Source organism: Massilia norwichensis, assembly GCF_024753245.1.
GTDB classification, from domain to species: Bacteria; Pseudomonadota; Gammaproteobacteria; order Burkholderiales; family Burkholderiaceae_D; genus Telluria; species Telluria norwichensis.
Map to the genome: position 1 here is coordinate 87,150 of NZ_JANUGX010000023.1, position 25,803 is coordinate 112,952.

The window sequence follows — 25,803 nt, forward strand, 5'->3', positions numbered from 1 at the left end:
TTTTGATGAAACTGTGGCGCGCCGCGCTGCTGCGCCGGGCCGGCCTGTGGGCGATCGGGGCCGTGCCCTGGCTGCTGCTGCGCTCCGGCCCCGGTCTGCTGGCCTGGTCGGCATTCTGCGCCTGGGACGGCCTGCGCCTGAAGCAGCGTCTCGAGCGGGAATGGACGGGCTGGCTGGACGGCGCGGTACCGGAAATGGAAGACAGCAGCGCGCTGCTGCTGCTGCATGCCGAAACGCCGGTGGCGCAACTGCAGCAGCAACGCCTGCTGGAACGCGTCAACGCCAGTCTCACGGCGGCGCGGGTGCGCGCGATCGTGCGCGCGCGCGTGCGCCTGGGTCTGACCTGGCTGGCGGGGAATCTGGCGCTGGCGGCACTGGCCTGGGGCGCGACCCTGCTGCCGCATGCCGCGCCATCGCCGGCCGCCGCGCAGCCGGGCGCACAGCCCATGAAGACGGCCGCCGCCGCTGCCGAGCTGACAGTCAAGCTCACGCCGCCGCGCTACACGGGTGTGGAGGCATCGGCCTCGGCGCCGCGCGACCTGCAGGTGCCGGAGCAGACCGTGGTCGAGTGGTGCCTGAAGAATCTATCGGCCGCCGCCGAAATCATCGAACTGAGCGACGGCCAGCAATTGCAGGCCGGCGCCGGTTGCGCCCGTTGGACCGCCACCGAATCCATCTTCTGGCGCTGGCGCGGCGCGCGCTACACGCTGAAGGTGCTGCCGGACACCGCGCCGGAGATCGTGGTGAGCCAGCCGAACGAGATCATTAAGGAACTGGCGCGCGATGCCACCCAGGCGGCGATGGCGATCTCGGTGCGCGACGACTATCAAGTGAAGCAGGCCACCCTGCACCTGACGCTGGCACGCGGCAGCGGCGAGAACATCCGCTTCAGCGACCGCGAGATGCCGATCCCGTCCGGCCGCGATCCGCGCCGCCGCGACTGGACCAGGAACTGGACTGTGACGGAACTCGGCATGGAGCCGGGCGACGAACTTTACTTCTTCGTGCGCGCCGTCGACAACGCGGCAAAACCGCACACGGTGCAGTCGCCGACCTACACGCTGCGCCTGCCGGCCCCGCCCGCGGATGAGGAGCAGGACGTCTCGGCGCTGCCGGTGATGGTCAAGCCGGAGAGCCTGCGCAGCCAGCGCCAGATCATCATCGATACCGAGCAGCTGATCGCTGACATGCGTGCCAAAAAAATGGATACCGCCACCGTGCGCGAGCGCAGCGAATCGATCGCCGCCGACCAGGGCGCGCTGCGCCGCCGCTACGGCCAGTTCCTGGGCGAGGAGTCGACGCTGTTCGGCAAGGAAGACCACGAGGAGGATCACGGCGGCGGCAACGGCAAGCCGCAGGACGTGCTGCACGAGTTCGGCCACGCCCACGACCAGGTGGAAAACGCGACCCTGTTCGACGACGCCACCAAGAAGGTGCTGCGGCGCGCGCTGTCGGCGATGTGGGATGCCGAGAAGGCGCTGCGCGCTGTTCAACCGAAGACGGCGCTGGCGCCGGAGCACAAGGCACTGGAGGCGATCAAGGAGTTGCAGCAGTCCGAACGCATCTATTTGCACAAGACGGCCTTCGCGCCGCCGCCGATCAAGGAGGACAAGCGCATGACGGGCGACATGACAGGTGCCGCCGGCGGGCGCCGCGAACAGTCGGCCGCGCCGGATGGCGTGCCTGCCCCATTGCGCGCGCTGGTGCAGGCGCTGGCCGGCGACGGTCCGCTGCCCAGCCTGTGGACCCGTACCGCCCACGACTGGGTGCGCGAGCGCATTACCGTGGACGAGCAGCGCCTGGCTGCCCAGCGTGCGATCCAGGACGTGGCCGACGGCTGCCTGGCCTGCCGCCCGGTGCTGCGCGCCTGGCTGCGCGGCGGCGTGCAGGAGGCGCCGGTCCTGCTGCAAGCCACCACCAAAGTCGAGACGCGTTTCGAGCGCGCCGTGCGGGGAGGCCTGCAATGAACTGGATGTCTATCGCAGCACTCTCGATCTGCCTGGCCAGCGCGCTGGCCTACGGTCTGCGGCGGCGCTGGATCGATGCCTTGCTGGCGGCCGTGGCCGGCATCGCGCTGGCGGGTGGCGTCGGCAGCTTTACCTTGCCCGGCGAGGCGGGCAGCACGCTGGCCTTGGACGCGAAAGCGCCACCGGCCGCGCTGGACGGTATCCGCAGCATCAAGCTCGATAGCGATGGCCTGCGCGCGGCGCAATGGGAAGACCTGCCGGCGCGGCCGCTGGCCTGGACCGTCCCAGGCACGCCGACGATCCGCGTCGACTTCCCGCGCACGCTGGCGCTGGGCCGCATGTTCACCCTGACGCTGCAGCGCTCCTGGAAGGAAGCGGGCCGCCTGCAACTGCTGGCCGAGAACGGCGAAGTGCTGGCCGAAGCCAGGGGCGATGGTCCGCTTACTGTGCAGTGGCTGCCGCCGCTGGTCGAACGTCTGGTGTTAAAGGCGCGCCTGCTGGATGCGAAGGGCAAGCTGGTCGACCAGGGGCCGGTGCCGCTGACTGTCACCGAGCCGGCGCCGCTGCAGGTGCGCGGGCGCTTCGGCGCGCCATCCTTCGACTTGCGCACGCTGGACGACCTGCTCGCCGCCAGCAATGCCGTGATCGACTGGCAGGTCGAGCTGGGCAAGAACCTGCGCCGCAGCGAGAGTGCGCGCGTCGAGATGAAAGCGCCGGACCTGGAGATCGTCGACGCCGCCTGGTTCGAACGCGCCGGCGATGCCACGCGTGCGGCGCTGCTGGCGCGCGTGGCCGCGGGCGCGCCGCTGCTGGTGCTGGGCGCGAATGCCGGCGACCCCGGTCTCTGGTCGCGCAGCCTGGGTTTGAAGCTGGCGCCCCAGCCGGCCGACAAGAGCATCGGGACGCATTTGCCGATGGCATCCGGCGGCCTGAATCCGCCGGAAGCGCACGCCGGCGCCTGGCAGGGCGAGGACGGTCTGTGGACGCGCGATTGGCACAAGGGCCGCATCGCCTGGCTGGGCGTGGGCGGCTGGCACCGTCATGCAATCGAGCAGCCGCGCGCGCTGGCGCTGTGGTGGCAGGACGTGCTCGACCGCCTGCGCGTCAGCCGCGACGCCGCGCTGGCCTGGCTCGATCCCCAAGAACTGCCGCTGCCGCAGCAGCGTCTGACTATGTGCGCACGCGGCGAGGCGCTGCAGAAATCCAGCGCACTGGCTTTCCCGGCGCTGGGCGTGACGCTGCCCTGGCAGCGCCGCCCGGAATACATCGATGCCGCCTGCGCGGCCGTGTGGCCGAAGCAGCCGGGCTGGCTGCAGATGCAGGCGCAGGGGCAGGGCGCGCAAGCCATCGACGGTGCCGTATATGTGTATGCCGACGGCGACTGGACCCTGTGGCAGCGCGCCCAGCGCCGCGAGGCTACTGCGCGCTATGCGGCGCGCACCCCGGCGCCGGTCACGGGAACGGCGGCGCGCAGGCTGCCGGCCTGGCCCTTCGGCCTGGTGTTCGCCCTGGCCATGCTGGGGCTGTGGTGGCGTGAACGGCGCTGATCAGAAGTTGTAGTCGGCCTTCGCATACAGCGAGCGTCCGTTGATCCCGAACGGGCAGGTCTCCCAGCAATAAGTGAAGCCCATCTGCGGGAAGGGCGCGGCCTTCACCGGGTCCCAGCGGCTCGGGTAGGTGTCGAACACGTTGTTCACGCCCAGGCTCACGCCGAAGGCCTTGCTGAAGGCGAAGCGGCCGGTCAGGTCGAGCAGCCATTTCGCGTCCCAGGTCTGCACGTAGGGGGCGGTAAAGCCCTGGCCGGCCACCTCGCCGTAATAGTTGGCCCGCGCATTCAGGTTCCAGGGTCCGCTGCTGAAGTCGGCCGCCACCACGTGGTGCTTGCGCGGCTGGCCGCGTTCGATCAGCGTGACCTGGGCGTCGTCGAACAACTGGGCGCCGCTCAGCACCTTCGACGAAGAATGGCGTTCGTCGACTTCCGTACGGTTGAAGCCGAGCTGGCCGGACAGCACCAGGGTGCCGGCGCTGCCCTTCAGCGTGCGCTCGGCGATCAGGTCGAGGCCGCGCGTGGTGGTGCCGATCGCATTCGTGAAGAACTGCGCCTGGCCCACGCGCAGCGGGTCGAGCACGGCCTTGATCGGGCAGGCGGCGAGGGTGGGGCAGGGACCGCTCTCGGGCGCGATGGTGCTCGAAAAGACGATGCGGTCGGCGATGCGGGTGCGCCAGGCGTCGGCGGTGAACGAGAAGCCCGGGACCGGGCGCAGCACCAGGCCCAGGCTGGCGCTGCGCGAGGTCTCTTCCTTCAGCGGCGCGATGCCCAAGGCTTTTGTGACCGGGCTGCCTTCGCGTGCAGTCAGGGTTTCGGTGAGCACGCCGGCGCCGTTCAGGTTGGTCGAGACCGAGCTGTAGAACTTCTGCTGCACGCTGGGCGCGCGAAAGCCGGTCGAGGCGCTGGCGCGCAGGCCGAGTTCGCGGCTCGGGTCGTAGCGCAGCGCCAGCTTGCCGGTCGTGGTGCCGCCGAAATCCGAATAGCGTTCGTGGCGCACGGCCGCCGCCAGCGTCAGCGGCAGCGCGAATTTATGCTCGGCGTCGAGGTAGACGGCGCTGTTGTGGCGCGCGGCGTTCACTTCTGTCGCCGGGGTATAGCCGGGGAAGCCCTGGATGCCGGCCGCCGCGATATGCCCGGTCTGGTCGAGGATGCGGATCGCCGGGTTGTTGGTGCGGCCGTACTGGTAGGAGACCGGATCGCCGGCCACGATCTGGTAGGCGTCGCGCCGGTATTCGAGGCCGGCGGCCAGCTGCAGCACCAGGCCCGACACCGACAGCGGCCCGCGCAGGTCGAGGTTGACCGTGGTCTGGGTGAAGCGCAGCTTGCCGGTATCGGCGCCGGTCGGGGATTCGTGCCAGTTGGCGCAGCTGCACTTCGGCTCGTACCAGTAGCTGACGTTGATCGAATTGCGCTCGAAGAAGGCCAGTTCGCTGCGGCCGTGGTTGACGCTGGCGTCGAGCTTCCACTCGGCGCCCAGGCCATGGCGAAAGCCCACCGCCAGCGAAGCGTCGCGCATCGTGGTCAGGATGTTGGGCAGGAAGCCGTCCGGGTAGACGGCAGGGACGTTGCGCCCATCTTCCTTCGGCCGGAAGAAGCCTGCGGCGTCGCCGGTGCGACGCGAGATGCCGCCGAAGGCATACAGTTCGCCGTCGTCGTTGTTGTCGTCGCCAGCGCCGGCGCCGAGCGGCAGCATGGCGTTCGTCCACAGGTAGGCATCCTTGGCCAGCGAATCGCCGATGCGCTGGGTTACGCGCGGCGGATTCACGCGCAGGGTGTCCGGGCCGGCGCGGTTGGTCTCGCCGCGGCGCCGGCCTTCCACGGCCAGGTTCAGGTAGCCGCCGGACGAGCCCAGCGCGAAGCCATGGCTTTCGCTGACGCTGATGGTGTCGCCGTCGCCTTCCGCCGTGGTGCCGCCGGCCACGCTCATCTGGCTGCCCGGCCCCTGCTTGAGCACGATGTTGATCACGCCGGCGATCGCGTCCGATCCGTACTGGGCGGCGGCGCCGTCGCGCAGCACCTCGATGCGCTGGATCGCCGACAGCGGGATCGCATTGATGTCGGTGCCGGCCGAGCCGCGGCCGATGGTCTGCTGGACGTTGACCAGCGCCTGCTGGTGGCGCCGCTTGCCGTTGACCAGCACCAGCAGCTGGTCCGGACCGAGGCCGCGCAGGGTGGCCGGGCGGATGATGTCGGTGCCGTCGCTGATGAAGGTGGTGGTGAAGTTGAACGAAGGGTCGAGCTCCTGCAGGACCTTGCCGAGTTCCGGCGTGCCGGCCGACTGCAGGTCCTTCTGGTCGATCAGGCCGACCGGCACCACGGTGTCGAGCGCGCTGCGGGCCGTGGTGCGCGAGCCGATCACGACCACGGTGGCGGTGCTGTCGGCGGGCGTGCCTTCCTGGGCCAGGGCCGGTGCTGCCGCAGGGGACAGCGCGGCCAGGACGGCGGACGCGATCAGGGTGCGTTGGAAATGACTGGTCATGATCTTCCTTCATGGTTGGGCCTGTCGGCAGCCAAACCATCTTGCGCGACCCTATACGACCGGAAATTGACCACTGACAATCCAAGACCTGTCATGGCACAGATATGTGTTCATAAAGCAACACATTGACTATTGCAAATGAGTAAACACAGGTAGGATGCGTTGTGTTTCTTATAAACAATAAACGGGGGCTTACATGCAGCTGGTATATAAAAACGAAAAACGCCTGTTCGGCCTGATGCTGGTGTTGTCCGTCCTGGTCTGGGCCGCGCTGCTGCTCGGCACCAAGGGGCTGGTGCTGGTGTATGCGCTGTTCGGCTTCCTGCTGTACTGCTTCGCGCAATCGGCCCTCATTTCCTATATCAAGAGCACGGGGGTACGCATCACCGAAGAGCAGTTCCCCGACCTCAAGCAGCAGATCGCGGCCTGCTGCCGCAAGCTCGACGTCGACAAGGAGCCCGAGGCCTATCTGTTGCAGATGGGCGGCGCGCTGAACGCTTTCGCGACCCGCTTCTTCGGCCGCGATTTCCTGGTGCTGTATTCGGAAGTCGTCGATGGTCTGGCGCACAACCCCGATGCGCTGAATTTCTACATCGGCCATGAACTCGGCCATATCCGGCGCAAGCACCTGCGCTGGTCGACCGTGCTGATGCCGGCCTCGGTCCTGCCGCTGGTCGGCGCAGCCTATTCGCGTGCCCGCGAATACACCTGCGATCGCCATGGCCTGGCCGCTTGCGACAATCCGCTCAACGCGGAACATGGCCTGGCCGTGCTCGTCGCCGGCGGCAAGCGCGCACGCACGATGAACCTCGATGCGTATGCGGGCCAGGCCGGCCAGACCGAAGGCTTCTGGATGTCCTTCCATGAACTGGTGGGCGACTACCCGTGGCTGGTCAAGCGCATGGTCGCGGTGCGTGCGCTGGCTGCCGGACAGGAACCGGGCCAGCCCTCGCGCAGCGTGCTGGCGGGCCTGCTCGCGCTGTTCGTGCCGCGCCTGGGGGCCGGCGCTGGCGGCGGTGCGATCGTGGCGGTGGCGATGATCGGCATCCTGGCCGCGCTCGCGATCCCGGCCTACCAGGGCTACACGCAAAAAGCCAAGACCATGGCCGCCTTCCAGGTCGGCCAGGACGCCACCGCCAAGGTCGGCGCCTACTATGCGGCCAAGGAAGCGGTGCCGTCCACGCTCGAGGAAGCCGGTGTGCGCCTGGCGAACGACAATGCCGTGAACGAGGTGCAGTTCGATCCCGATAGCGCCGAGCTGCGCGTGGTGACCTCGATCGTCAGCAGCCAGGGCGCGGGCATGCTGGTGTTCACGCCCTCGCTGGATGCGAGCAAGCGCGTGGTATGGCGCTGCCGCGGCGAGAACCTGGTGGCGACCGCGCTGCCGGCGGACTGCCGCTGATGCAGACGAGCGCGCTCAGCCCTGCTGGTCGCGCATCCACTCCTTCAGGCCATTGACCCAGTTCTTGGCCGGCAGGTTGTAGCGCCGCTTGATGTCGCCGGCCCGCTCGTACAGCAGCGCGAAGTCGATCTGCGGCGCCTCCTTGAAGGCGATGACCACGATGTTGGCGTCGTGGACCTCGGGCAGCCAGACCACGGCGTCGAAGGCCTGCTCCATCGCCTGCAGGTTCTTGTCGTAGTTGATGAAGTCGCCGAACACATTGGCGGTCATCACGCCGTTCGGACCCAGGCAGTCGGCGCAGGCCTGGTAGAACTCGGGCGTATCGAGCACCGGGCCGCGCGCTTCCTCGTCGTACAGGTCGACCTGCAGCACGTCGACCGTACCGTGGTTGGCCGGATCCATCACGAAGTCGAGCGCATCCATCTCGCGCACATCCAGGCGCGCATCGTTCGGCGGCAAGCCGAAACAGGCGTGGCAGATCGCGATCACGTTCGGATTCAGCTCCGCCGCGGCGACGCGCGCCTCCGGGAATTTCTGGTAGCAGAACTTGGTGAGCGCCGCGCTGCCCAGGCCCAGCTGCACGATGCGGCGCGGCTGCTGCACGAACAGCATCCACATCATCATCATCTGCACGTATTCGAGCTCGATCGCGTCCGGCCGGTTCAGACGCATCGCACCCTGCACCCAGGAGGTGCCGAGGTGAAGCGAGCGAACGCCTTCGAATTCGGTGATGGTGGCGGGCGGGTGGCCGGGCTGGGAGAAGCGTGGGTCGGTAGGTAGCGGCATGGCGTGATTTTACCGCGCCGCCGCCGGCTAGAGCGACCAGACGTATTGCACCGGCTGCCAGGCCGTGACCGGCTTCCCGTCGAGCATGGCGGGCTTGAACTGGCACCGGCTGAGGGCATTCCTGGCCGCGTCGTCGAGAACGGCATGGCCGCTCGACTTGACGAGCCTTGCGTCCTTGACCAGGCCGTCGGGCCCGATCAGGAAGGCGATGGTGGTGGTGCCGGTCCATTCGTTCCTGAGTGCTTCGACAGGGTAGGCCGGCCTGGCGCAGGTGTTTTGTTGGGGGCCCGACGGTGGCGTCATCGGCGCGTCGGTTTGCGCGCCGGCGTTCAGGGAGAAGGCGAAGAGTGCGGCAGCAAACAGCATGGCATAACGAGGCATCGGGCGTCCCTTGTGTTGTTTGAACGATAGGTGCGGTTGCCAGTATGGCATGGTTTTGCGGCCGGCCCTAGCCCGGCCCCACCGGCAAAATCATCGTGACGGCCAGGCCGCCGTCTTCGCGGTTGGCGAGCAGGATGCGGCCGCCGTGGGCTTCGGCGATCTCGCGCGCCAGCGCCAGGCCCAGGCCGGTGCCGCTGCGCTTGGTGGAATAGAAGGGCACCAGGGCGTTGGTCAGCACGGCGTCGTTCATGCCGCTGCCGCGATCGAGCACGTCGATGCGCACCACGTCCCTCATCGCCTCAACCCGGCGGCGAATCTGCAGCTCGACGTGGTCGGGCCAGGAACCGGATTCGTGGGCATTCTTGAGCAGGTTGAGCAGCGCCTGTTCCATCTGCGCGGTATCGACCTGGGCCGGTTCCGCCGGCAGCTCGCCGACCAGGCGGAAGCTCACCTGGGCCCTAAGGCGCGCGACCAGCGCATCCCAGGGCACGGCGGCGATGCGCGGCGCCGGCAGCTTGGCGAAGCGGGCGTAGCCGAGGATGAAGCTCTCCAGGTGGCGCGTGCGTTCGCCGATGGTCTCGAGGATCTGCGGCAGGCGCTCGGTCTGGCCGCGCCGCACCAGCTCCGCGCCCGAATGCGCGAGCGAGGCCAGCGGGGCCAGGGAATTGTTCAGTTCATGGCTGATGACGCGGATGACCTTCTTCCAGGTCTGCACTTCCTGGCGCCGCAGCTCGGTGGTCAGCTGGCGCAGCAGCAGCAGTTCGTGGCGGCGTCCGTTCAGGCTGAAGTTGCTGCGCGCCAGGTGATACACCTCTTCCTCTTCGCCTTCGCCGGCGGTGAACAGGCCGTCGCCGCCGCGCGCCAGCGCTTCGTTCAGGGCCGGCGCCGCCTGTTGCAGCACCGCGTCCAGCGCATGGCCTTCCAGCTTGCGGCCCTCGGACAGCAGCCGGCGCGCGGCCAGGTTGGCGTAGGCGATGGTGCGCGGCGCATTCGCCAGGTCCGCCACCAGCAGCATCGCCACCGGCGTGTTCTGCACCATGGTGTCGAGCAGCAGTTCGCGCTGTACGAGGTCGAGGCGCTGTTCGCGCAGCACCTGGCCGAGGGCATTGTGGGCGTCGATCAGGTCGGACAGCTCGTCGTTCTGGCCCCAGTGCAGGCTGAAGGAAAAGTCGCCGTCGCGGTAGCTCGCCACCGTGCCTTCGAGGGCGCGGAACAGCGACAGGATCGGTTGGATCTGCGAGCGGATGGTGATCAGGGCGATCGGCACCACGCACAGCAGGCAGATCGCGAGCACGGCCAGCGGCTGGCCCGGCAGCAGGTGGTCGAGCGCCAGCGCGATCAGGATCCCGACCGCCAGCAGCGTGCCGACCATGGCCGACCAGCGCGTGGCGAGCGAGAGCCTGAAACGCTTCCGGGAACGCATGACGGGCTTACCGCGGGCTCATGCTGGATTCATGCCGCGCGCGCGATGCCCAGCCGCTCCATGCGGCGGTACAGGGCCTGGCGCGACAGCCCGAGGTCCGCCGCGGCCTGGGCGATGACGCCGTGCGCGCGGGCCAGCGCCTGCACGATGGCTTCGCGGTCCGGCTCCGCTTCCTGGCTGCTGCCGGCGGGGGCGGGGAGGCCCAGCTCGGCCGGCTTGATGACGTCGCCGCTGGTCAGCAGGCTGGCGCGCGCCATCACGTTCTTCAGTTCGCGCACGTTGCCGGGCCAGGTGTGGGCCAGCAGCGCCGCTTCCGCGCTCGGGTGCAGGCTTTTATCCGGCGGCAGAAAACCCTGGGCCAGCGGCAGGATGTCGCCAGGGCGGGCGCTGAGGGGCGGCAGCTTCAGCTCGATCACGTTCAGACGGTAGAACAGGTCTTCGCGGAAGGTCCCGGCGCGGATCATCGCCTGCAGATCGGCGTTGGTGGCGCTGATCACGCGCACCCGGACCTGGCGCTCGCGGTTCGAACCGAGCCGCTCGAAGCGTCCGGTCTCGAGCACGCGCAGCAGCTTCATCTGGCCGGCCAGAGGCAGGTTGCCGATCTCGTCGAGGAACAGGGTGCCGCCGTCGGCCGCCTCGAACTTGCCTTCGCGCGCCTTCGAGGCGCCGGTATAGGCGCCGGCTTCGGCGCCGAACAGTTCGGCCTCGATCAGCTCGGAGGGCAGGGCGCCGCAATTCAGCACCACGAAGGGGCCGTTGGCGACCTGCGAATTGGCCTGGATGATCTCGGCGATGCGTTCCTTGCCGGTGCCGTTCGGGCCGGTGATCAGGACCGGCACGTCGGCGCGCGCCACCTGGCAGGCCAGGGTCAGCACGCGTTCGGTGGCCGGGTCGGCCCAGGTCAGGCCGCGCAGGTCGTAGTTCTGTTCCAGCTCGCGGCGCGCACGGCGCTCGCGCTGCAGGCGCTGGTTCAGCGCCCGGTTGGCCTGGCCCAGCTCGACCAGGTTGGTGACCGTCGCCAGCAGGCGGTCGTCGTTCCAGGGCTTGGACAGGTAGTCCGCGGCGCCGGCCTTGATCAGGTCGACCGCGGCGTCCAGGTGGGTCCAGGCCGTCAGCAGGATCACCGGCAGGTCCGGGTGGCGCTTGCGGATCTCGCGGAACAGCGCCACCCCTTCCTCGCCCGAGGTGGTGTCGGCCGTGAAGTTCATGTCCTGGATCACCAGGTCGACCGGCTGGCGCGCCAGCACGGCCAGGCCTTCCTCGGGTGAGGCCGCATGCAGCGCCGCGATGTCGTGCAGCGAGAACAGCACGTCCAGGGCGACGCCGACGGCGGCGTTGTCGTCAATGATCAGTACAGTAGGCATGGTCGAGAGCATACACCGGCTTCAGACGCTGCGGGTGGCGGTGGCCGGCGAAATACTCGCCGCGCGCCAGGCCGGTCCGTAGGCCGCGATGACGCCCAGCAGCCAGAACACCAGCGCGCCGCCGACCAGGTAGCCGGCCGGCAGGCGCGCCATCTCCAGCTTGCTGACCAGGAGCTGGTTCAGCGCCAGGCCCAGTGCCACGCCGCCGAACACGCCGGCGCTGGTGATCATGAAGTTTTCAAGGATGAAGTAGCGCACGATGTCCATGCGGCGCGCACCGAGGGCACGGCGCACCCCGATCTGCTTGCGGCGCTGGGTGACCCACAGGCTGGCCATGCCGACGATGCCCGAGCAGGTCACCACCAGCAGCAGCAGGCTCACGCTGATCAGCATCCATTGCACGGTCACGCTGTTGCGGTATTTGTTGCTGCGGTCTTCATCGGTCGAGGTGAACTCCAGGATCAGGGGCAGCGGCGAGGCCTTGCGCAGCGCGGCTTCCGCTTCCTTCATCACGCGGTCGCGCTGGCCCGGCTCGGTACGCACCGCATACAAGGTTCCACGGCCGCCGCCGTAGGCACGCTGCGGGATCAGAACCGAAAACATGGCGCGCTCGTTGAACTCGGCGTGCGCGCTGATCAGGTTCTCGACCACGCCGACGATGCGGGTCGGCTGGGCCTCGGCACCGATGCCGAAGTACATGGTCTTGCCGACTGCGCTGGCGCCCGGCCACAGCTTTTCCGCCAGCGGCCTGGTGATGATCACGCCCGGCGGGGACACGTTCTCGGTGGCTTCGTTGACGTCGACCAGTTCCGGCGCCAGGAAGTCGCGTCCTTCGACGATCTTGAGGCCGAGGGTCTTGACCAGCGAGTCGCCCGACACGTAGATCGAGCCGACCGCGCTTTCCTTGGTCTGGCGCGGATCCAGCGCCAGCGAGGTATTGCTGCCGTTGGTCGACATCGGCATCTGGTTGACCTGGGCCACCGCGGCGACGCCGGCGACCGCGCGCAGCACTTCGGTCTGGCGGCGGATGTCGGCAAGCTGCTGTTCCGGGGTCTCGTTACCGAGCGTGCGCACTTCGATGCGGAAGACCGCATGCTCGTCGGCCATGCCCGAAGGACGGGCGGCGAGGCCGCGGCGCTCGTTCACGATGTGCAGCGCATTGGCCAGGATGGCCAGGCTCAGGGCGACCTGCAGCGCCACCAGGATGGGGCCGGTCTTGTTGCGCATCAGCGCGGAAAAGATGGGACGGATTTCCATGAACATTCTCCTCGGTGCGGCGCAATTATTGCGATTTGAGCTGGATGGCGGGCGTGACCTGGCAGGCGCGCCAGGTCGGCAGCAGGCCGGCCAGGATCGCGGCGCTCACCGAGATCACGAAGGTCAGGGCCAGCATTTCCCAGTCCATGCGGGCGAGGTTGGCCATCGACCTGCCGGACAGGGCGATCAGCTGCAGCGCGCCGAACGCGAGCAGCAGGCCGAGCACGCCGCCGACCAGGCCGACCACCACGGTCTCGATCAGGAATTGACGGAAGATCTCGCTGCGCGAGGCGCCCAGGGCACGCCGTACGCCGATCTCGGAAGCGCGCACCGAAAACTTGGCCAGCAGCAGGCCGACGGTGTTCACCAGGCACAGCATCAGGAAGCCGAAGGCCAGCCAGGCCTGCAGCTTGCTGTCCTTGCCGACCACGCCCGTGTATTCCATCCAGCCGGTAACGTCGAACAGCCGGTTCGGCGCATTGCGCTTCAGGCGGCCCAGCTTGCGCTGGTCGTTGGCGTAGTTGTCGAGCCAGGACTGCAGCTCGCTGCGATCGCTGCTCGATGCCGTTTCGACCCAGGCGGTGACCCAGGTGCAGTCCGAGGCCAGGCGCGCGGCGAAGCCGGGGCCGAGGTTCTGCGAGCAGCTCATGCCGCCGTTGTGCTGGGCTTCGTGGCGTACCGCGGTGGCCAGCGGGATGAAGAACTCCTCGCCGGTCGAGTAGGGCGAACCGCCCTGCAGCAGATACACGCGCGGCAGCATCCTCCATTTTTCGGTGACGCCGACCACGGTGTACGGGAAGCCCATCAGGTTCAGGCGCTTGCCGACCGGGTTGACGTCGCCGAACAGTTTTTCGGCCATTGGACGGCTCAGTACCACCACGTCGGCACCGCGCGCCTCGTCCGCTTCGGTCCAGGCCTGGCCGTAGGCGAAGGGCACGTCGAACATCGCGAAGAAGTCGCGGGTGGGGGCCAGGCCGCCCATGCTGAAAGGCGGAATTTCACGGCGCGGCGGCTCGACCGAACCGGCCACCCCGTACAGCGCGGTGCGGCGCACGCCCGGGGCGCCCTTGAGAATGTTGATCGCGTCCTGGTAGGTGATCTGGATGTCATCCTGCCTCTGGCCTGGCGTATAACCCTCCAGGGGATCGGGGTCGATCAGCGGCACGAACAGGCGCGCACTCTTTTGCGGGATCGGGTCGTTCGACATCATGTGCAGGATGGTCAGCGTCGAGACGCTGGCCGCCACGCCGACCGCCAGCGTGATGATCATCAGCGCGGTCAGCACCGGATTGCGGCGCAGGCTGCGCACGCCGAGCTTGAAGTAATAGGCGAACATGGCGCGTTCCTCAGGCGGTGGCGGCAGCGCTGTCCACCAGCGTCGGCCCCTTGCGCACCAGGTCCGACACCTGGCCGTCGATGATGTGCACGTTGCGGGTAGTGCGCACGGCCAGCTCCGGGTCGTGGGTCACCATCAGGATCGTGGTGCCGGCCGCGTTGATCTCTTCCAGCAGCTCCATCACGCCGCGCGCCATCGCCGTATCGAGGTTGCCGGTCGGTTCGTCGGCCAGCAGCAGCTTGGGCGAGCCGGCCAGGGCGCGCGCGATCGCCACGCGCTGCTGCTGGCCGCCCGACAGCTCGGCCGGGTAGTGCTTCATGCGCGAGGCCAGGCCGACCTTCGACAGCGCGTCCTCGATGCGGCGCTTGCGCTCGGACGCATTGAAGCCGCGGTAGCGCAGCGGGACGTCGACGTTGTCGAACAGGTTCAGGTCGGGGATCAGGTTGAAGCCCTGGAAGATGAAGCCGAGCTTCTCGTTGCGCAGGCGCGAGCGCTGGTTGTCGTCCAGGCCCTTCACGTTGACGCCGTCGAGGATGTACTCGCCCGAGCTGAATTCCTCGAGCAGGCCGGCGATGTTCAGGAAGCTGGTCTTGCCCGAGCCGGACGGCCCGGTCACGGTGACGAATTCGCCTTCCCTGACGTCGATCTCGAAGCCGCGCAGGGCGTGCGTCTCGATCATGTGGGTACGGTACACCTTGCTCAGATTGGTCATGCGCAGCATGGTCATGTCCTTTGGTTGGATTATTGATTGATCGAGACGCGGTTCGCGTTGTTGAAGGCATCGGTGCCCGCCACCACCACTTTGTCGCCCTGCTTCAGGCCGGAGACGATTTCGACTGCCGAGATGCTGGTCGCGCCCATCGTGATCGGCGTGCGCACGGCGATGCCGTCGCGGACCACGTAGGCGAAGCGTCCGCCTTCGCTTTCGACGAAGGGGCCGCGCGCCACCATCAGCACGTTCGGCTTTTCCTCGATCAGCAGGCGCGCGGTCACGCGCTGGCTCTGGCGCAGGCCTTTCGGTTGCTCGCCGTCGAAGCGCACGCGCGCCAGCACCATGTTCTTCACCACTTCCGGCGACAGCGCCGACAGCTTGCCGGTGGCGGTCCCGGAAGGCAGCGCGATCTCTGCGTTCATGCCCAGACCCATGTCGGCCACGTAGGTTTCCGGCACCTCGACCTCGACTTCGAGCTTGGACAGGTCGACCAGCGTCATCAGCGGCGCGTTGGCGGCCACCACCATCCGGTTCTGCACGTTCAGGGTGCCGATGAAGCCGTCGACCGGGGCGCGCACGGTCAGTTCGTCGACGCGGCGCTGCGCTTCTTCCATCGACAGCTTCGCGCGTTCCAGCTCGTTCATCTTGGTCTTCAGGGCCAGCTGGACGTCGTCGCCTTCGAGGGCGGCGGCCTGTCCGGCGTGGCGGGCGCGGATCTCGGCCGACTGCAATGCGTCCTTGGCTTTCTGGTAGTCGATCTTGGCGATCACGCCGACCTGGGCCACGCTTTCGTAGCGTTCCAGCGTGCGCTGGGCCGACAGGCGCTCGATCTCGGCGGTGTCGGCTTCCTTCTGCGCCAGCAGCTTCTGTTTGCGCGCCAGGATCTGCTGGCGCGCGACTTCCGCCTTCAGGCCTTCATAGGCCGAGGTCTCGCGTTTGAGCACGTCGGCCAGGTCGGGCGACTCCAGCACGGCCAGCACTTGCCCCTTCTTGACGGTGTCGCCGGCGGCGACCTTCAGGTTGACGGTGGACGAAGCCTTGGCATACAGGGTCGGGCTGACCGCGGCCACCACGCGGCCGTTGACGGAGGCGTCGCGCACCAGGGTGCCGCGGGTGACTTCGGCCACGCGCAGGCGCGCGGCGCTGACCGAGGCGTCGCTGCTGCGCCAGGTCGAGACCAGGCCGAAGCACAGGGCGGCAAGGCCGACGGCGCCGGCGATCCAGAGCGCACGGCGCTTGAGGGCAAAGCCGCTCGGCGGGGCGATGACGGCGTCTTGTTGTGAGGTATCGCGAATCATGGTCGTGGACATTCGGGTTTGGACGGTGCTGTATTTGCACGATCCGTGCCAGTTCTTAAGTGCTTGATTTGTATGGGAAGGTCTGTCCCGGCTGGGTTGTCCGCCGTGTCCGGACGAACTGTGCTACGGACACTCGGACAGGGCTTGAAGTTTTGCTAACGGTCACTATTTGGTGGGGATGAGCATGATGAACTTCCGCGCGCTCGCCGCCTGGCTGATGCCGGCCGAGCTGGAGCCGCCTGCGTATCCCTTCGCCCCGACCGACGTCGCCCAGCTGTACCGCCTCACCGCGCCCGGCGACGGCACGGGTCTCGACGACCCGACCTGGCGCGACCTGCTGCTCGAGCGCTATGCGGACAGCCTGTCCGCGGACGTCAGCATCTTCGGACGCCAGGTGCTGCATCGGCGCCTGCGCGCCGGCGCGCCCGACGCCGAATGCGCGTCGCGACGCGAGCGCATCGGCCGGCTGTTGGAAGAGACGCCGGCGCGGCTGGATGACTTGCACCGCAAGCTGCGGGCGTTACGGCGCGCGGACGTCGAGGTGGCCGAGGTGCTGTTCGATCCAGCCTGGCAGGCGCCGCCGCATCCGGCCTGGCTGCGCTATGCGGCGCTGCTGCCGCTGGGCCTGGCGGCTTCGCTGGTGGCGGTGCTGTGGACGCCCTGGGCCTGGATCGCCTTCGCTGTCGTGATGTACTGGCTGATGACGCTGCAGATGCGGTATACCGACCGGATCGGGCCCTGGCGCGCCACCACCCGCGCGCTGCAGATGCTGCTGCGCGCGGTGTCGCTGCTGGATGGCAGCGGGCAGCCCCTGACGGAAGCGTTCACCGGCCTTGGCGCCCGTGCCGGAGCGCTGAGCCGCAGCCTGTCGCGCGGTCCGGTGGCGGACGCCGTGCCCGATGCGGCGGCCTATGGGGACTGGTTCATGCTGGCCAACGTCAGGCACTACTTCAAGACCCTGCACATCGTGGCCGCGCAGCGCGAGTTTTTGCGCGAGTGCTACTGGCTGTGCGCCGAGCTGGAGGCCGACCTCGCGCTGGCGCGCCATCTGCGTGGCGCCGCTTCGTGGTGCTGGGCCGCGCGCGGCGGCCCACGCGCGCTGGAACTGGAAGAGGGCGTGCACCCGCTGCTGGCCGGCGCCAGCGGGCTGTCGCTGGACCTGGCGGACAAGGGCGCGTTCGTCTCGGGCCAGAACGGCGTCGGCAAGAGCACGTTCCTGCGCATGCTGGGCCTGAACCTGGTGACGGCGCGCGCCTTCGGCTTCTGCTATGCGCGCCGGGCGGTGCTGCCGGCGCTGCCGGTCGTGGCCAGCATGCAGAACGAGGACTCGCTGCTGGATGGGCACAGCCTGTACGTGGCCGAGCTGGCGCGTGCGCGCGAACTGCTGGCGGCTGCCGGCGCCGGGCCGGTCGTCTGCCTGGTCGACGAGATCTTCCGCGGTACCAATCACGAGGAGTCGGTGGCGGCGGCCAGCGCGGTGCTGGACGAGCTGGCGGCGCATGCGCTGGTGGTGGTCTCTTCGCATAACCTGGTGCTGGGTCCTTTGCTGGCGCACCGGCTGGCACCCTGGCGGATCGTGCGCGAGGAGGCCGGCGGCCTGCGCCTGGAGCCGGGCGTGCTGGGACAGACCAATGGCGTGGCGCTGCTGGCGCAGCGCGGCTTCGGCGCGGCGATTCAGCGCAAGGCGCAGCGGGTGGCGGCGTGGCTGGCGCGCCAGCGGCACGGGGAGGTCGATCCCGTGCTGCTGGATTTGTGACTGGCAATCACAAATCACCATTCATCTGCGTGCTATCAAACCGGGGTCAGACTCCGATTTTTAGCAATTTCCCGACGGCTAGTTGCGACGCGAACGATCCGTCAGCTCTGCACCCAACGGGCGATTGCCGTTGCCGGCTTGTCTGACCTGATCCAGGTCCTCATCCGATAATGCGTCGTTGAAGAGAGCCTGGTACGCGCTCTGGCGTGTCATGGAGTCGCCGCCCAAGCACGTGTAGAGGGAATGTGGCGTCAACAGACTGTTCTGCTGACCGAAAGCGTTGGCCAAGTGACTCGACCAGGGGTAGTCGGATGGGACGTGCGCCATCCGGGCGCGCACCGGGTTGAGCTCGATATAGCGGTGACAAATCATCAGGTAGCGCTCGTCCTGCACAAGGCTGGAGCGGAAGCGACCCTCCCAGAGGGTCCCCGTACGTGCATGGCGGCGGTTGAAATAGGGGACGTAGCGTCGGCCCAGTCGTTGCATCATCGTGCTGACGCTATCGGCATCATCCGGTGATAGCAGAAGATGCACATGGTTGGTCATCAGCACATAGGCATGCACCGCACAACCGCAGTCGAATGCACATTCGCGCAGTATGTCGAGGTAAACCAGGTAATCGTTTCGGCAGGCAAAACAGGGAATGCGGTTATTCCCGCGCTGAATGATATGCAGCGGTACCGAAGGCAGGACGACGCGAGGCGGACGTGGCATGACGGAGCAAGCGATGGCGGAAACAGTGAGCTTAAGAGGCGGCCTCTGCTTTCGGCTCAACCGGAGTCAATTGTGCGTAATCTTGCTAAGGAAATTGCCAAAAACCGGAGTCTGACCCCGGTTTGAGGCAGCGCATCAGTTGCGCGGCAGCGGCTTGCCCTTGTCGATCACCTCATGGCACGCGCCCTTGATGGTGGCGTTGTCGTAGTCGGTCCAGCCGTAGCTGTCGACGTAGCGTTTGTGCTGCTTGAAGCCGGGGTTCACGAAGCTCCATTCGAGGCGTTCGCCCGGGTAGCGCACGTCGGCCAGGTCGAGCAGGGTGTGGAAGATGTTTTCGGTGGCCAGCCTGGCTTTCCGGTGGCGCAGCAGCTGGCTGACCTTGTCCGGGTGGCGCTCGCGGTAGGCGTCCGAATACCAGGCGAAGGCCGAGACGTGGAATTCGTATTGCGTGTTGTGGCCGTGGAAGGCGAGACGGCAGCTGTTGTCGTACAGGGTCTGGCCGTGGTCGGCCACGTACAGCATCGAGGCCGGCTGCGCCGTCTCCTTCAGCGCACCGACGACCTGGGCCAGGAACCAGTCGGTGTACAGGATCGAGCTGTCGTAGCTGTTGTTCAGCTGCTCCTTGATGCGGATGTCGGTGTAGACCGGTTTGTCGACGCCGAATAGCGAGGGCTGCCATTTGTCGAACTGCTTCGGATAGCGGTGGCTGTAGTTCCAGTGGCTGCCCAGCGTGTGCAGCACCACCAGTTTCTTCGGCGCCGGGTCGGCCAGCGCATGCCGCAAGGGGCCGAACAGCACCTCGTCGTAGTTCGAGTTGTCCGTGAAGCCGCCCAGGTTCAGGAAGTCGACCACGTCGGCCTCCTTGGCGAACACGGACACCGGCGTGTCGAATTTGCCGAACGAGATCTGGTTCGACAGCCAGAAGGTCTTGAAGCCGGCTTCCTTGAAGGCGGTCAGGAAGGATTTTTCCGAGAAGCCGTCTTTCAGGCTGTCGGTGGCCGGCTTGCGCGAGACGATCACCGGCACCGACAGGCGGGTCGCCGACACCGAGGTGATCACGTCCTGCAGCGGCACCACGTTCGCTTCCTGCGACAGCAGCGGATTGGTCTCGCGCGCATAGCCGTTCAGGCTCCAGCGGTCGTAGCGCGAGGACTCGCCGATCACCATCACGACCACCTGCGGCGCGTCGGCCGCCTGGACGGCGTGGGCGCCGAAGCGGAAGTGGGCGCTGCGCCGGTTCAGGTCGGCCAGGTAGACCCGCTCTTTATAGAAGTCGACGCCGCGCGCCATCAGGCCGAAGGGCCAGGAGCGGGCGAAGCCGTCCAGGTCGAGCGGCAGCCGTGCCCAGTGCGCCAGCCGCGGCAGCCGCTGCGCCTGCGGCACGCTGCCGGGGCGCGGTGGGGCGGTGACCTCGGGCACGCTGTTCTTCACCGAGGCCACCGGCGCCACGGCAGGCAAGGGCGGCGGCGCGATACCGAACACATGGCCGTAGGCGAACACCGCGATGCCGACGCCCAGCACGCCGATCACGACCCGGCGCGATACATCGTCCCAGTCGAGGTCGCGGGTGCGGCAGGCGGCGATCCAGCTGGTCGCGAACCAGGCCAGCACGGCGACGAAGACGGCGACCAGCAGCCAGGCTTTGCTGCCCAGGAACTCCATCGCCTCGGCCGGACTGGTCTCGGCGACGATGCCGAGGTGGTGGGTCGAGATGCCCTGGCCGTAGAACGTATATAAATAGAGTTCCATCGGCAGCGCCAGGAAGGCCGGCAGCAGCAGCCAGTGGAACCAGGCGGGGCGCTTGAAGAAGGCCCAGGCGCCGATCCAGCAGACCAGTTCGATGCCGGCGAGTTGGCCCGGGTGCGCGACCGGCTGGCCGAACAGCCAGGGCACGAAGGGCATGCACGACAGCACGCAGTAACTCAGCAGCACATACAGGTTGCGTGGACGCAGCAGGGATCGCATCGAAGCCGGGGCAGGAGAAAAAACCAGCCATTATCCCGTCTTTGCCCCCTGGAAACCAGAGTACAATGCCTGTGTCGCAAGTGCGACATTCTCCTGGCCTTTTCGCCATCTTCACTGATTGCCGGGCCGCCCCGGAAGCAAGCTGGTTGACCTTGCACAGCTTCGGGTCTATACTCGCGAGTTCTCGAATTAATCTGCACATCGTATACGCATTGAAGCCGCTCCCACTGGTGAGTGGCTTTCGTCGCCTGTACAGCGAGCAATCCGGGACTAGGTTTCAGTCCCCGGGCAGCAAGAAGTCCGGGTCATCAACGTAGTAGCAAATTTTGTTGGATTAAGAACGATGCCAACCATCAATCAACTGATTCGCAAGCCGCGTGAAGCCGCGGTTGTGAAGAGCAAGTCCCCGGCACTGGAAAACTGCCCGCAGAAGCGCGGCGTTTGCACCCGTGTCTACACCACGACCCCGAAGAAGCCGAACTCGGCACTGCGTAAGGTCGCCAAGGTGCGTCTGACCAACGGTTTCGAAGTCATTTCGTACATCGGCGGTGAAGGCCACAACCTGCAAGAGCACAGCGTCGTCCTGATCCGCGGCGGCCGTGTGAAAGACTTGCCGGGTGTGCGTTACCACATGGTTCGCGGCGCACTGGATACCCAGGGCGTGAAAGACCGTAAGCAAGCTCGCTCGAAGTACGGTGCGAAGCGTGCCAAGGCCGGCGCCAAGAAGTAATTACTGAAGAGTAAATGCGCGGTCTCGTCATATCGAGGTCACATTTAAAAGTTAAGTTGAGCCAGCCGGAAGGCTGAGTAAGTGAAGGGTCATGAGGGCCTTTCGCGAGTGCGGAATAAGCACTCAACTGAAGACAGGAAGGAATTGAAATGCCACGTCGTCGTGAAGTACCCAAGCGCGAGATTCTGCCGGATCCGAAATTCGGCAATACCGATGTCGCCAAGTTCGTCAACGTTCTGATGCTGTCCGGCAAGAAGTCGGTCGCAGAAAACATCATCTACGGTGCGTTCGAATACATCCAGACCAAATCGGGCAAGGACCCGCTGGAAGTGTTCGTGGCCGCGATCAACAACGCCAAGCCGATGGTCGAGGTGAAGTCCCGCCGCGTCGGCGGTGCCAACTACCAGGTGCCAGTGGAAGTTCGTCCGGTTCGTCGTATGGCTCTGTCTATGCGTTGGTTGCGCGAAGCCGCAAACAAGCGTAGCGAGAAATCCATGCCGCAACGTCTGGGTGGTGAACTGATGGAAGCCGCGGAAGGCCGTGGCGGCGCAATGAAGCGTCGTGACGAAGTCCACCGCATGGCTGAAGCGAACAAGGCGTTCTCGCACTTCCGCTTCTAAGCAAAAAGCAGTATCCGTTGTTCAGGCCGGGCGCGTTTTGATTTCAAAATGTTGCCCGGTTTTGTCCATTCAAAGATTTAGGAAAAATTATGGCACGCACTACCCCCATTGAGCGCTACCGCAATATCGGTATCTCCGCTCACATCGACGCCGGTAAGACCACCACCACCGAGCGCATCCTGTTCTACACGGGCGTGAACCACAAGATCGGTGAAGTGCACGACGGCGCCGCGACCATGGACTGGATGGAGCAGGAGCAGGAACGCGGCATTACCATTACCTCGGCAGCGACGACCTGCTTCTGGAAGGGTATGGCCAACAACTTCGAGCCGCACCGCTTCAACATCATCGATACCCCGGGCCACGTCGACTTCACCATCGAAGTGGAACGTTCGATGCGCGTCCTGGACGGCGCCTGCATGGTTTACTGTGCAGTCGGCGGCGTGCAGCCGCAGTCGGAAACCGTGTGGCGTCAGGCTAACAAGTACAAAGTCCCGCGTCTGGCCTTCGTCAACAAGATGGACCGTACCGGTGCGAACTTCTTCAAGGTGTACGAGCAGATGCGCGCCCGCCTGAAGGCCAACCCGATCCCGCTGCAGATCCCGATCGGCGCCGAAGACAACTTCAAGGGCGTGGTCGACCTGGTCAAGATGAAAGCCATCTTCTGGGATGACGCATCGCAGGGCATGAAGTTCGACTACCGCGACGTGCCGGCCGAGCTGGTCGATCAAGCCAACGAATGGCGCGAGAAGCTGGTCGAGACCGCTGCTGAAGCGAACGAAGACCTGATGAACAAGTACCTGGAAGAGGGTGAGCTGTCGGAAGCGGACATCAAGACCGCACTGCGCGCACGCACCATCGCCGGCGAAATCGTTCCGATGATGTGCGGCACCGCCTTCAAGAACAAGGGCGTGCAGGCCATGCTGGACGCGGTCATCGAATACCTGCCGTCGCCGGTCGACATCCCGCCGGTCGGTGGTACCGACGAAGACGACCAGCCGGTCACCCGTAAGGCCGACGACAACGAGAAATTCGCTGCGCTGGCATTCAAGATCATGACCGACCCGTTCGTCGGCCAGCTGATCTTCTTCCGCGTGTACTCGGGCGTCATCAATTCGGGCGACACCGTCTACAACCCGATCAAGGGCAAGAAGGAACGCGTCGGCCGTATTCTGCAGATGCACGCGAACCAGCGCGAAGAAATCAAGGAAGTCCGCGCAGGCGACATCGCTGCTGCAGTCGGCCTGAAAGAAGCAACCACCGGCGAAACCCTGTGCGACCCGTCGGCACCGATCATCCTCGAAAAGATGGTGTTCCCGGAGCCGGTGATTCAGCAGGCCGTCGAGCCGAAGACCAAGGCTGACCAGGAAAAGATGGGCCTGGCACTGAACCGTCTGGCTCAGGAAGACCCGTCGTTCCGCGTGCGTACCGACGAAGAGTCGGGCCAGACCATCATCGGTGGTATGGGCGAGCTGCACCTGGAAATTATCGTCGACCGTATGAAGCGTGAATTCGGCGTCGAAGCAACCGTCGGCAAGCCGCAGGTTGCTTACCGCGAAACCATCCGCAAGGGTGTCACCGACGTCGAAGGCAAGTTCGTCAAGCAGTCGGGCGGTCGCGGCCAGTACGGTCACGCTGTCCTGTCGATCGAGCCGCAAGAGCCGGGCAAGGGCTTCGAGTTCATCGACGCCATCAAGGGCGGTGTGGTTCCGCGCGAATACATCCCGGCAGTCGAGAAGGGTGTTCGCGAGACCCTGACCACCGGCGTGCTGGCTGGTTACCCGGTCGTCGACGTGAAAGTCACGCTGACCTTCGGTTCGTACCACGACGTTGACTCGAACGAAAACGCGTTCCGTATGGCCGGTTCGATGGCATTCAAAGAAGGCTGCCGTCGCGCCAACCCGGTCATCCTGGAGCCGATGATGTCGGTCGAAGTGGAAACGCCGGAAGACTACGCCGGTACCGTGATGGGCGACCTGTCGTCCCGCCGCGGTATGGTGCAGGGCATGGACGAAATCCCGGGCGGCGGCGGCAAGATCATCAAGGCCGAAGTCCCGCTGTCGGAAATGTTCGGTTACTCGACCGTGCTGCGTTCGGCAACCCAGGGCCGTGCGACCTACACGATGGAATTCAAGCACTATGCTGAAGCTCCGAAGCACGTGATGGACGCGATCGTGACCGCGAAGTCGAAGTAATTCAAAAGCTGTAAGCCGGGAGCGGACACAATCTGCTCCCGGTGAACCAACAAAAAACTAAATATATTGTTCTTTTAAAGGAAGATCAAAATGGCAAAGGAAAAATTCGAACGGACCAAGCCGCACGTGAACGTCGGCACCATCGGTCACGTTGACCACGGCAAAACCACCCTGACGGCTGCAATCGCAACCGTTCTGTCGAAGAAATTCGGCGGTGAAGCCAAGGCCTACGATCAGATCGACGCGGCTCCGGAAGAAAAAGCACGCGGCATCACCATCAACACCGCGCACGTCGAGTACGAGACCGCAAACCGTCACTACGCTCACGTTGACTGCCCAGGCCACGCCGACTACATCAAGAACATGATTACCGGTGCTGCGCAGATGGACGGCGCGATCCTGGTGTGCTCGGCCGCTGACGGCCCGATGCCGCAGACCCGCGAGCACATCCTGCTGGCGCGTCAGGTTGGCGTTCCGTACATCATCGTGTTCCTGAACAAGTGCGACCTGGTCGACGACGAAGAGCTGCTGGAACTGGTCGAAATGGAAGTGCGCGAGCTGCTGTCGAAGTACGAGTTCCCGGGCGACGACCTGCCGATCATCAAGGGTTCGGCTCGTATGGCGCTGGAAGGCCAGGCTGGTCCGCTGGGCGAAGACGCCATCATGCAACTGGCTGACGCACTGGATTCGTACATCCCGACCCCGGAACGTGCCGTTGACGGCGCCTTCCTGATGCCGGTTGAAGACGTGTTCTCGATCTCGGGCCGCGGTACCGTGGTGACCGGTCGTGTCGAGCGCGGCATCATCAAGGTCGGCGAAGAGATCGAAATCGTCGGTATCATCGACACCGTGAAGACCACCTGCACCGGCGTGGAAATGTTCCGCAAGCTGCTGGACCAGGGTCAAGCTGGCGACAACGTCGGCCTGCTGCTGCGCGGTACCAAGCGTGAAGACGTCCAGCGTGGTCAGGTTCTGGCCAAGCCGGGCTCGATCAAGCCGCACACCGACTTCACCGGCGAAGTGTACGTGCTGTCGAAAGACGAAGGTGGTCGTCACACCCCGTTCTTCAACAACTACCGTCCGCAGTTCTACTTCCGTACCACCGACGTGACCGGCTCGATCGTTCTGCCGGCCGACAAAGAAATGGTGATGCCGGGCGATAACGTGTCGATCACCGTCAAGCTGATCGCTCCGATCGCGATGGAAGAAGGTCTGCGCTTCGCAATCCGCGAAGGCGGCCGTACCGTCGGCGCCGGCGTTGTTGCCAAGATCATCGCCTAATTTCGGTTAGCGTGATTCGCCAGCGGTCGCTTTGATAGCGTACCGCCGGCACAACGGATGGGGACAGACTTTTTGGTCTGTCCCCATCTGTTTGAGAGGGTTCGGTGATATACTCCCGCCTCTTGAGCAGTAGCGTAGTACCCGAAGCACCTTTTACACATTGCCGGCTCCAAAGCCGGAACGTTCTTTTAAAGGAATTAGCATGTCCGCTCCGAATCAGAAAATCCGTATCCGCCTGAAAGCGTTCGACTACAAACTGATCGACCAGTCCGCTCTGGAAATCGTCGACACCGCCAAGCGCACCGGCGCAGTGGTCAAGGGCCCGGTCCCGCTGCCGACCCGCATCCAGCGCTTCGACATCCTGCGTTCCCCGCACGTCAACAAGACCTCGCGCGACCAGTTCGAAATCCGTACGCACCAGCGTCTGATGGACATCGTGGACCCGACCGACAAGACCGTTGACGCACTGATGAAGCTGGACCTGCCGGCTGGCGTCGACGTCGAGATCAAGCTGCAATAATCACGTGTCGCCCGGTGGATTCGTCCATCGGTAAAAATGGGGCTGGTACCGCTTGCGGACCAGCCCCA

General features: G+C 65.9%; 20 protein-coding genes. 9 read left to right on the forward strand and 11 right to left on the reverse strand.

Annotated elements, in window-relative coordinates; genetic code table 11:
• Window positions 1-5 precede the first annotated feature (5 nt).
• Both NX782_RS18220 and NX782_RS18225 read left to right on the forward strand, forming a co-directional pair.
• Window positions 6-1,967, forward strand: coding sequence for a DUF4175 family protein (locus NX782_RS18220; RefSeq protein WP_258846899.1), 1,962 nt, complete (start codon window positions 6-8; stop codon window positions 1,965-1,967).
• Window positions 1,964-3,514, forward strand: coding sequence for a hypothetical protein (locus tag NX782_RS18225; RefSeq protein WP_258846900.1), 1,551 nt, complete (start codon window positions 1,964-1,966; stop codon window positions 3,512-3,514). The genes NX782_RS18220 and NX782_RS18225 overlap by 4 nt, the downstream gene beginning before the upstream one ends.
• On the opposite strand, the gene NX782_RS18230 is transcribed toward NX782_RS18225, so the two are convergent.
• The gene (locus NX782_RS18230; protein ID WP_258846901.1) at window positions 3,515-5,995 is read right to left on the reverse strand and encodes a TonB-dependent receptor plug domain-containing protein; all 2,481 of its coding nucleotides are present in this window, start codon (window positions 5,993-5,995) and stop codon (window positions 3,515-3,517) included.
• A 196-nt stretch (window positions 5,996-6,191) separates the two neighbouring features.
• On the opposite strand from NX782_RS18230, the gene NX782_RS18235 reads away from it, so the two are divergent.
• A complete protein-coding gene (locus tag NX782_RS18235; protein WP_258846902.1) occupies window positions 6,192-7,397 on the forward strand; it encodes a M48 family metalloprotease in 1,206 nt (401 codons plus the stop codon).
• A 15-nt stretch (window positions 7,398-7,412) separates the two neighbouring features.
• Here the strand turns inward: NX782_RS18235 and NX782_RS18240 are convergent, their stop codons facing one another.
• From NX782_RS18240 to NX782_RS18275, 8 genes are all read right to left on the reverse strand, one after another.
• Window positions 7,413-8,183, reverse strand: coding sequence for a spermine/spermidine synthase domain-containing protein (locus NX782_RS18240; protein ID WP_258846903.1), 771 nt, complete (start codon window positions 8,181-8,183; stop codon window positions 7,413-7,415).
• 27 nt (window positions 8,184-8,210) lie between these two features.
• Window positions 8,211-8,564, reverse strand: a complete 354-nt coding sequence (locus NX782_RS18245; protein ID WP_258846904.1) for an energy transducer TonB — start codon at window positions 8,562-8,564, stop codon at window positions 8,211-8,213.
• 67 nt (window positions 8,565-8,631) lie between these two features.
• Complete coding sequence (locus NX782_RS18250) at window positions 8,632-9,987, reverse strand: sensor histidine kinase (protein WP_258846905.1); 1,356 nt, start codon at window positions 9,985-9,987, stop codon at window positions 8,632-8,634.
• 29 nt (window positions 9,988-10,016) lie between these two features.
• Complete coding sequence (locus tag NX782_RS18255; RefSeq protein ID WP_258846906.1) at window positions 10,017-11,351, reverse strand: sigma-54-dependent transcriptional regulator; 1,335 nt, start codon at window positions 11,349-11,351, stop codon at window positions 10,017-10,019.
• Between the two features lie 21 nt (window positions 11,352-11,372).
• Window positions 11,373-12,608, reverse strand: coding sequence for an ABC transporter permease (locus NX782_RS18260; protein WP_258846907.1), 1,236 nt, complete (start codon window positions 12,606-12,608; stop codon window positions 11,373-11,375).
• Between the two features lie 25 nt (window positions 12,609-12,633).
• Window positions 12,634-13,944, reverse strand: a complete 1,311-nt coding sequence (locus tag NX782_RS18265) for an ABC transporter permease (RefSeq protein ID WP_258846908.1) — start codon at window positions 13,942-13,944, stop codon at window positions 12,634-12,636.
• A gap of 10 nt (window positions 13,945-13,954) precedes the next feature.
• Window positions 13,955-14,665, reverse strand: coding sequence for an ABC transporter ATP-binding protein (locus NX782_RS18270; protein WP_258846909.1), 711 nt, complete (start codon window positions 14,663-14,665; stop codon window positions 13,955-13,957).
• Window positions 14,666-14,685: 20 nt separating this feature from the next.
• Window positions 14,686-15,966, reverse strand: coding sequence for an efflux RND transporter periplasmic adaptor subunit (locus tag NX782_RS18275; protein ID WP_258846910.1), 1,281 nt, complete (start codon window positions 15,964-15,966; stop codon window positions 14,686-14,688).
• A gap of 172 nt (window positions 15,967-16,138) precedes the next feature.
• Here NX782_RS18275 and NX782_RS26425 point away from each other — a divergent pair, with 172 nt between their 5' ends.
• Complete coding sequence (locus tag NX782_RS26425; RefSeq protein WP_308633017.1) at window positions 16,139-17,710, forward strand: MutS-related protein; 1,572 nt, start codon at window positions 16,139-16,141, stop codon at window positions 17,708-17,710.
• 78 nt (window positions 17,711-17,788) lie between these two features.
• On the opposite strand, the gene NX782_RS18285 is transcribed toward NX782_RS26425, so the two are convergent.
• Window positions 17,789-18,424 carry a transposase gene (locus tag NX782_RS18285; RefSeq protein WP_258846911.1) on the reverse strand — a complete coding sequence of 212 codons (636 nt, stop codon included), beginning with the start codon at window positions 18,422-18,424 and terminating at the stop codon, window positions 17,789-17,791.
• A gap of 135 nt (window positions 18,425-18,559) precedes the next feature.
• Window positions 18,560-20,389 (reverse strand): phosphoethanolamine transferase, encoded by a 1,830-nt coding sequence (locus NX782_RS18290; protein ID WP_258846912.1) that lies wholly within the window; start codon window positions 20,387-20,389, stop codon window positions 18,560-18,562.
• A gap of 343 nt (window positions 20,390-20,732) precedes the next feature.
• Between NX782_RS18290 and rpsL the strand changes: the two genes are divergently transcribed.
• The 5 genes from rpsL (at window position 20,733) to rpsJ (ending at window position 25,735) form a co-directional block, all read left to right on the forward strand.
• Window positions 20,733-21,119 carry a 30S ribosomal protein S12 gene (gene rpsL / locus NX782_RS18295; RefSeq protein WP_027867278.1) on the forward strand — a complete coding sequence of 129 codons (387 nt, stop codon included), beginning with the start codon at window positions 20,733-20,735 and terminating at the stop codon, window positions 21,117-21,119.
• Window positions 21,120-21,268: 149 nt separating this feature from the next.
• Window positions 21,269-21,739, forward strand: coding sequence for a 30S ribosomal protein S7 (gene rpsG / locus NX782_RS18300; protein WP_047826132.1), 471 nt, complete (start codon window positions 21,269-21,271; stop codon window positions 21,737-21,739).
• A gap of 89 nt (window positions 21,740-21,828) precedes the next feature.
• Window positions 21,829-23,934: an elongation factor G gene (gene fusA / locus NX782_RS18305; protein ID WP_258846913.1), complete on the forward strand. Its 2,106-nt coding sequence runs from the start codon at window positions 21,829-21,831 to the stop codon at window positions 23,932-23,934.
• A gap of 90 nt (window positions 23,935-24,024) precedes the next feature.
• Entirely contained in the window at window positions 24,025-25,215 is a 1,191-nt protein-coding gene (tuf, locus tag NX782_RS18310) for an elongation factor Tu (RefSeq protein WP_258846862.1), read from the forward strand.
• A gap of 202 nt (window positions 25,216-25,417) precedes the next feature.
• A complete protein-coding gene (gene rpsJ / locus NX782_RS18315) occupies window positions 25,418-25,735 on the forward strand; it encodes a 30S ribosomal protein S10 (RefSeq protein WP_036209000.1) in 318 nt (105 codons plus the stop codon).
• The last annotated feature ends 68 nt before the right edge of the window (window positions 25,736-25,803 follow it).

Excerpts from the sequence above, each read along its gene's own strand:
- NX782_RS18220 (WP_258846899.1), top strand. The coding sequence starts at position 6 with ATGAAACTGTGGCGCGCCGCGCTGCTGCGCCGGGCCGGCCTGTGGGCG.
- NX782_RS18225 (WP_258846900.1), top strand. The coding sequence starts at position 1,964 with ATGAACTGGATGTCTATCGCAGCACTCTCGATCTGCCTGGCCAGCGCG.
- NX782_RS18230 (WP_258846901.1), bottom strand. The coding sequence starts at position 5,995 with ATGACCAGTCATTTCCAACGCACCCTGATCGCGTCCGCCGTCCTGGCC.
- NX782_RS18235 (WP_258846902.1), top strand. The coding sequence starts at position 6,192 with ATGCAGCTGGTATATAAAAACGAAAAACGCCTGTTCGGCCTGATGCTG.
- NX782_RS18240 (WP_258846903.1), bottom strand. The coding sequence starts at position 8,183 with ATGCCGCTACCTACCGACCCACGCTTCTCCCAGCCCGGCCACCCGCCC.
- NX782_RS18245 (WP_258846904.1), bottom strand. The coding sequence starts at position 8,564 with ATGCCTCGTTATGCCATGCTGTTTGCTGCCGCACTCTTCGCCTTCTCC.
- NX782_RS18250 (WP_258846905.1), bottom strand. The coding sequence starts at position 9,987 with ATGCGTTCCCGGAAGCGTTTCAGGCTCTCGCTCGCCACGCGCTGGTCG.
- NX782_RS18255 (WP_258846906.1), bottom strand. The coding sequence starts at position 11,351 with ATGCCTACTGTACTGATCATTGACGACAACGCCGCCGTCGGCGTCGCC.
- NX782_RS18260 (WP_258846907.1), bottom strand. The coding sequence starts at position 12,608 with ATGGAAATCCGTCCCATCTTTTCCGCGCTGATGCGCAACAAGACCGGC.
- NX782_RS18265 (WP_258846908.1), bottom strand. The coding sequence starts at position 13,944 with ATGTTCGCCTATTACTTCAAGCTCGGCGTGCGCAGCCTGCGCCGCAAT.
- NX782_RS18270 (WP_258846909.1), bottom strand. The coding sequence starts at position 14,665 with ATGCTGCGCATGACCAATCTGAGCAAGGTGTACCGTACCCACATGATC.
- NX782_RS18275 (WP_258846910.1), bottom strand. The coding sequence starts at position 15,966 with ATGTCCACGACCATGATTCGCGATACCTCACAACAAGACGCCGTCATC.
- NX782_RS26425 (WP_308633017.1), top strand. The coding sequence starts at position 16,139 with ATGATGAACTTCCGCGCGCTCGCCGCCTGGCTGATGCCGGCCGAGCTG.
- NX782_RS18285 (WP_258846911.1), bottom strand. The coding sequence starts at position 18,424 with ATGCCACGTCCGCCTCGCGTCGTCCTGCCTTCGGTACCGCTGCATATC.
- NX782_RS18290 (WP_258846912.1), bottom strand. The coding sequence starts at position 20,389 with ATGCGATCCCTGCTGCGTCCACGCAACCTGTATGTGCTGCTGAGTTAC.
- rpsL (WP_027867278.1), top strand. The coding sequence starts at position 20,733 with ATGCCAACCATCAATCAACTGATTCGCAAGCCGCGTGAAGCCGCGGTT.
- rpsG (WP_047826132.1), top strand. The coding sequence starts at position 21,269 with ATGCCACGTCGTCGTGAAGTACCCAAGCGCGAGATTCTGCCGGATCCG.
- fusA (WP_258846913.1), top strand. The coding sequence starts at position 21,829 with ATGGCACGCACTACCCCCATTGAGCGCTACCGCAATATCGGTATCTCC.
- tuf (WP_258846862.1), top strand. The coding sequence starts at position 24,025 with ATGGCAAAGGAAAAATTCGAACGGACCAAGCCGCACGTGAACGTCGGC.
- rpsJ (WP_036209000.1), top strand. The coding sequence starts at position 25,418 with ATGTCCGCTCCGAATCAGAAAATCCGTATCCGCCTGAAAGCGTTCGAC.